4 protein-coding genes are annotated in these 6486 nt (G+C 70.5%); all 4 read left to right on the top strand.

Translation table 11 applies throughout. From position 1 onward, the window contains the following. Positions 1-298: 298 nt before the first annotated feature. The 4 genes from CQ044_RS16055 (at position 299) to xdhC (ending at position 6398) form a co-directional block, all read left to right on the top strand. Positions 299-1054 (top strand): IclR family transcriptional regulator, encoded by a 756-nt coding sequence (locus CQ044_RS16055; protein ID WP_105689385.1) that lies wholly within the window; start codon positions 299-301, stop codon positions 1052-1054. A 466-nt stretch (positions 1055-1520) separates the two neighbouring features. Continuing rightward, on the top strand, positions 1521-3038 hold the full coding sequence (locus CQ044_RS16050; protein ID WP_105689384.1) for a xanthine dehydrogenase small subunit: 1518 nt from the start codon (positions 1521-1523) through the stop codon (positions 3036-3038). Then, on the top strand, positions 3035-5482 hold the full coding sequence (xdhB, locus tag CQ044_RS16045) for a xanthine dehydrogenase molybdopterin binding subunit (protein WP_105689383.1): 2448 nt from the start codon (positions 3035-3037) through the stop codon (positions 5480-5482). Before CQ044_RS16050 ends, xdhB begins: the two co-directional genes overlap by 4 nt. 88 nt (positions 5483-5570) lie before the next feature. Continuing rightward, on the top strand, positions 5571-6398 hold the full coding sequence (gene xdhC / locus CQ044_RS16040; protein WP_105689382.1) for a xanthine dehydrogenase accessory protein XdhC: 828 nt from the start codon (positions 5571-5573) through the stop codon (positions 6396-6398). Positions 6399-6486 lie beyond the last annotated feature (88 nt).

The raw sequence follows: 6486 nt of genomic DNA, 5'->3' as shown, positions 1-6486 counted from the left end.
CGGGTCCACCCCGGGATCCACCACCGTGCCGGCTGAGTTCGTCATGAATCAAGTCAACACCGGACCACCGACATTCCGACCCAGAATTCCCCAGGTCAACGATGCAAACAATCTCAACCAGAGTCGTCCCTGTCAGCGGACTCCATAGCGTCCGCTGACAGGGACGACTCGGAGATGGGAAGACGCCGCACGGAGGGCGGCGTCGGCCACCTGCGGCCCTCCGTGGGATACTCTGCTCGGGAATCATCCTTCCGGCATGCGGATAACTCGCGCCCGGATCACAGCCGAGAGGATCCGCATGGCCGCTGAGGGCTCTACGGGCGTCAAGTCCGTCTCCCGCGTCTTCGACCTGCTCGAGCTCATCGCGGACGCCGGCGGCGACGCCACCATCAGCCAGCTCGCGGCCGCCGCGGAGCTGCCGCTGCCCACGATCCACCGCCTGCTGCGCACCCTGGTCTCGCAGGGCTACGCGCGTCAGCTGGCCAACCGCCGCTATGCGCTCGGCCCGAAGCTCGTGCGCCTGGGCGAGGTCGCGAACCGCCAGTTCGGCCAGATGGCGATGCCCCAGCTGAAGTCCCTCGTGGACCGACTCGGCGAGACGGCGAACCTCGCCACGATCGACGGCGACAACGTCGTCTACGTCTCGCAGGCGCCGTCGCCGCACGCCATGCGCATGTTCACCGAGGTGGGCGGCCGCGCTCATCTGCACTCCACGAGCGTCGGCAAGGCGATCCTCGCGCAGCTCGCCGACGACCAGGTGCGCGACATCATCGCCCGCGCCGGGATGCCGCACTCCACCGATCGATCGCTCGGCACCATCGATGAGCTGCTCGCCGATCTCGCCGTCAGCCGGGAGCGCGGATACGCGGTCGACGACGGCGAGCACGAGGTGGGCGTGCGCTGCTTCGCGATGGCAGTGCCGAACATGCCCGTCCTCACGGCCGTCTCGGTCTCCGGGCCGATGTCGCGCGTCGGCGAGGACTTCGCCGAGCAGGCGATCCCGGTGCTGCGCGACGTCGTCGCCGAGATCTCGGCCGCGACGAACGCCCGCTGAGCCCGACGCGGTCGGATCCGTCCTCGGGAGCGGTGAGCACATTCGCCCTGCGCGCCGCCATGGACGACGCCAGGACCTCGTGCTCCGCGGATGCGGCCGCGAAGGCGTGAACGGCGCTCATCTGCGGGACTTTCGAGCGCAATGACCCTCGGCGCTTGACCTGCACCGATCTGGCGTCTTACGATTTCCATGCTCCAGAACCACTATTCCGAATCTCGGAAACTTCTGGATCGCTGAAGGCGAGGAGAGGCGATGATGCCGAACCGTGCGAATCGTCGCGCCCCCCGCGATGCCCGACAGGACGTGACCCCCGTCCGCGCCTGCGCCGATCCGGGCGCACGAGACCTCAGCGCCGCGCAGCCGCACCGCTCCGTCTTCCCCGCACACCCCTTGTCCTGACCCTGCCCACGCGGCACGATCGCCTTAGGACAAGCGATCGAACGTGTCGCCGGATCCGAGGAGACCCATGCCTGACATCGCCGTCACCGTCAACGGACAACAGCGCCCGCTCGTGGGAACACCCGCGCACGCCACCGCCCTGGACTGGCTCCGCGACAGCGGCCTCTCCGGCAGCAAGGAGGGCTGTGCGGAGGGCGAGTGCGGCGCCTGCGCCATGCTGCTCGCCACGCCGACGACGGACGGCGGCACCACGTGGACGCCGGTGAACGCCTGCCTCGTGCCGGTGTACGCGCTCGACGGCCAGGAGGTCGTCACGGCCGAGGGGCTCGGATCGGTCGACGACCTGCACCCCGTGCAGGAGAAGCTCGCCGAAGCCGGCGGATCGCAGTGCGGCTACTGCACCCCCGGCTTCGCCTGCAGCATGGCCGGCGAGTACTACCGCGCCGACCGCACGCCGATCGACCCCGCTGCGACGAGCACGGCGGCCGACGCGTCCGCCGCGGCCGATGAGGCGTGCCCGGTCCACGACCCGGAGCACGGCCCGAACGGCTTCGACCTTCACGCGCTGAGCGGCAACCTGTGCCGCTGCACCGGATACCGTCCGATCCGCGATGCCGCCTACACGCTCGGCTCGCCCGAGGCCGACGACCCGCTGCAGCAGCGACTCGCGCAGCCCGCCCCGGAGCCGGTCGCGACCGACGCCGAGGTCGACGGAGCGCGCTTCGTCCGCCCCGCGACGCTCATCGATGCCCTGCGGATCCTGCAGGACGAGAAGGATGCGCTTCTCGTCGCCGGATCCACCGACTGGGGCGTCGAGGTGAACATCCGCGGCCGCCGCGCGCCGCTCGTCGTCGCGATCGAGCAGCTCCCCGAGCTGCGCACGCTGACGATCGAGGACGATGTGGTCGAGATCGGCGCAGCCCTCCCGCTCTCCGAGGTGGAGAAGCGCCTGGACGGACGGATCCCGCTGCTCGCGCAGCTCTTCCCGCAGTTCGCCTCGCGCCTCATCCGCAACCGCGGCACGTTCGGCGGCAACCTCGGCACCGGATCCCCGATCGGCGACACCCCGCCGGCACTGCTCGCCCTGCGTGCGAGCGTCGTGCTCGCCTCGCTGGCCGAGGGCGGATCGGGCGTCGTGCTGCGCGAGGTCGACCTGGCCGACTACTTCACCGGCTACCGGCAGACCGTCAAGCACGCCGATGAGCTCATCAAAGCCATCCGGATCCCGCTGCCGCTCGCCACCACGACCGCCTTCCACAAGATCGCCAAGCGCCGCTTCGACGACATCTCCAGCGTCGCCGTCGCGTTCGCGCTCGACATCGACGGCGGCATCGTCACCGGCGCGACCATCGGCCTGGGCGGTGTCGCCGCCACCCCGCTGCGCGCGCGTGCCACCGAGGACGCGCTGATCGGCAAGCCCTGGAACATCGCCACCGTGAAGGCGGCCGCAGAGATCCTCCGCGGCGAGGGCACCCCGATGTCCGACCACCGCGCCAGCAGCGAGTACCGCTCGCTCATGCTCAACACCGCGCTGCTCAAGCTCTACAGCGCGACCGTCATCGAGTCGAAGGAGGTGTCGGCATGAGCACTCTCGCCGACCGCCCGGAGAACCCCGTCGTCGGCCAGCGGGCCGCGCACGAGAGCGCCGCCCTGCACGTCACGGGTGCGGCGATGTACACCGACGACATCGCGGAGCAGACCGCCGGCGTGCTCACCGCCTGGCCGGTGCAGTCCACGAATGCGCACGCGAAGGTCACGATCGACGTCTCCGGTGCCTACGAGGTGCCCGGCGTCGTGCGGGTGCTCACCGCCGAAGACGTCCCCGGCCTGAACGATGCGGGCATCCGCAACGACGAGCCGCTGTTCCCGAGCGAGGCGATGTTCTACGGGCACGCCCTGGTCTGGGTGCTCGGCGAGACGCAGGAGGCCGCACGCCTCGGCGCGGAGCGCGTCACGGTGGAGTACGAGCCGCTGCCGTCGCTCATCACGGTGCAGGACGCGCTCGACGCGCAGTCCTTCCAGGGCACCCCGCGCACGGTGCAGCGCGGCGACGCCGCGGCGGGTCTCGCGGCCTCGGCGCACGTCTTCGAGGGCGTGACGGAGTTCGGCGGCCAGGAGCACTTCTACCTGGAGACGCACGCATCGTTCGCGATCCGCGACTCCGAGGGGCAGTACTTCATCCAGTGCTCCACGCAGCACCCCACCGAGACCCAGGATCTGGTCTCGCACGTGCTCGGGATCCCGGCGAACGAGATCACCGTGCAGTGCCTGCGCATGGGCGGCGGGTTCGGCGGCAAGGAGATGCAGCCGCACGGCTTCGCGGCGATCGCGGCCCTCGGCGCCAAGCTCACCGGACGCCCTGTGCGGCTGCGCCTGAACCGCACGCAGGACATCACGATGACCGGCAAGCGGCACCCGTTCCACATCGCGTGGAAGGTCGGGTTCGACGAGAACGGCCTGCTGCAGGCGCTCGACACGACCCTCACCTGCGACGGCGGCTGGTCGATCGACCTCTCCGAGCCGGTGCTGGGCCGTGCGCTCTGCCACCTGGACAACTCCTACTGGATCCCCAACGTGCACGCCTACGGGCAGATCGTGAAGACCAACAAGACCTCGAACACCGCCTACCGCGGGTTCGGCGGCCCGCAGGGCGTCTTCCTCATCGAGGACATCCTGGGCCGGATCGCCCCGCAGCTCGGGATCGATCCGCTCGAGCTGCGCCGTCGCAACTTCTACAAGCCCGGCCAGAGCACGCCGTACGGGCAGCTCGTGAAGGACGCCGACCGGCTCGAGACGATCTGGGACCAGCTCTCGGACGAGGCCGAGGTGGACGCGCGCCGCGAGGAGATCCGTGCGTTCAACGCCTCCAGCCCGCACGCGAAGCGCGCCCTGTCGATGACGCCGATCAAGTTCGGCATCTCGTTCAACTTCGCCGCGTTCAACCAGGCCGGCGCCCTCGTGCACGTCTACAAGGACGGCTCGATCCTGGTCAACCACGGCGGCACCGAGATGGGCCAGGGCCTGCACACGAAGATGCTGCAGGTCGCCGCGACGGCGCTCGGCGTCGAACTGCATCAGGTGCGCCTCGCGCCGACCCGCACCGACAAGGTGCCGAACACCTCGGCCACGGCGGCCTCGTCCGGTGCAGACCTCAATGGTGGCGCGGTCAAGAACGCGTGCGAGCAGATCCGCGAACGGCTCGCGAAGGTCGCCGGGCGCATGCTCGGCGTCGACGAGCGCGACGTCCGCTTCGGCGGCGGCTTCGTGACGGCGCTCGGCGCGCCGGTGAAGCGCGTGTCCTGGGGTGAGGTCGTCAAGGCGGCCTACTTCCAGCGCGTGCAGCTGTTCGCCGCCGGCTACTACCGCACCGAGGGCCTGCACTGGAACCCGGAGATCATGCAGGGCTCCCCGTTCAAGTACTTCGCGTACGGCGCCGCGGCGACCGAGGTCGAGGTGGACGAGTTCACCGGCGCCTATCGCGTGCGCCGCGTCGACATCGTGCACGACGTGGGCGACTCGCTCTCCCCGATGCTCGACATCGGTCAGATCGAGGGCGCGTACGTCCAGGGTGTGGGCTGGCTGACCCTCGAGGAGCTGCGGTGGGACACCAGCGACGGTCCGCACCGCGGTCGGCTGCAGACCCAGTCGGCGTCCACGTACAAGCTGCCGAGCTTCTCCGAGATGCCGGAGGAGTTCCACGTGCGCCTGTTCGAGAACGCGCGCGAAGAAGGAGCGGTCTACGGATCCAAGGCCGTGGGCGAGCCGCCGTTCATGCTCGCCTTCAGCGCCCGCGAGGCGCTCCGCGACGCCGTGGCTGCCTTCGGTCCGGCCGGGCACTCGGTCGACCTGGGCTCCCCCGCGACGCCGGAGGCCGTGTTCTGGGCCGTCCGCGCCGCTCAGGAGGCGGCCGGAGGAGTTCCCGACGCCCCCACCGACGGCTCGTCCGGATCCGCCTCGTCCGGCACCGCCTCGACGGACACCGGCGCCCCTGCCGACGACCGCCCGCTCGTCTCCGCCGCCGGCGACTGACCACCCCACTTCCGAGTCGTCCCTGTCAGCGCACGCTATGGGGTCCGCTGACGGGGACGACTCGAAGGTAGAGGAGAAGAGGAGCATCGTGGACTGGCTGGACGCGCTGCAGGATCTGCGGTCGCGACGGATCCCCGCCGTGATCGTGACCCTGGCGACCGTCCGCGGACACGCCCCGCGCAACGGCGGCGCGAAGATGGTGGTCGCCCCCGCCTCGGTGCACGGCACGGTCGGCGGAGGCAACCTCGAGCAGACCGCGATCGAGCAGGCGCGTCGGATGCTCGCCGACGGGTCCGCCGAACCCGAGCTGCTCACGCTCACGCTGAGCGACAAGGCCGTCACCGAGTACGGCGTGCAGTGCTGCGGAGGAGAGGTCACCATGCTGCTCGAGCCGATCAGGGTCACCCCGGCCGTCGCCGTGTTCGGGCTCGGCCACGTGGGCCTCGAGCTCGCGCGCATCCTCGCCCGGCACGAGCTCGACCTCGTGCTCGTCGACTCGCGGGAGGAGATGCTCGCCGAGGACCGGATCGGGATCCCCGGACAGCGCGGCCCGCTCGGCGACGCCGTGGCACGCGTGCGCATCGTGCATGCGCCCGTCCCCGAGGCGGCGCTCATGGACCTGACCCCCGGCGCTCATGTGCTGGTCATGACGCACGACCACGTCGAGGACCTCGCGATCGTCGACCAGGCGCTGCGCACGGCGGACCTCGGATCCATCGGCCTGATCGGATCCGCCTCGAAGTGGGCGCGTTTCCGCAAGAAGCTGCACGAACTGGGCCAGACCGACGACGACCTCGCCCGCGTCACGACCCCGATCGGGATCCCCGAGGTCGCCGGCAAGCAGCCCGCCGTGATCGCGGTGAGCGTCGCAGCCCGGATCCTGCAGCTCATCGACGAAGCCGCTCCGGCCGAGTAGACGCTCCCGCCGGGAAGCGGTCCCGCCGGGAGACGGTCCGGCCGGGCAGCCGCTCCGCTGAGGAGCTGTTCTCTCGCGCCAAGTTTTA

The organism is Microbacterium sp. MYb64, from assembly GCF_002979495.1.
Classification (GTDB): domain Bacteria; phylum Actinomycetota; class Actinomycetes; order Actinomycetales; family Microbacteriaceae; genus Microbacterium; species Microbacterium azadirachtae_A.
Note: the sequence above shows the minus strand (reverse complement) of the source record. Positions and strands in the feature narration are given on the sequence as shown.

Bases quoted from the DNA above. Each gene is read 5' to 3' on its own strand.
- CQ044_RS16050 (WP_105689384.1), top strand. From the start codon at position 1,521: ATGCCTGACATCGCCGTCACCGTCAACGGACAACAGCGCCCGCTCGTG.
- xdhB (WP_105689383.1), top strand. From the start codon at position 3,035: ATGAGCACTCTCGCCGACCGCCCGGAGAACCCCGTCGTCGGCCAGCGG.
- CQ044_RS16055 (WP_105689385.1), top strand. From the start codon at position 299: ATGGCCGCTGAGGGCTCTACGGGCGTCAAGTCCGTCTCCCGCGTCTTC.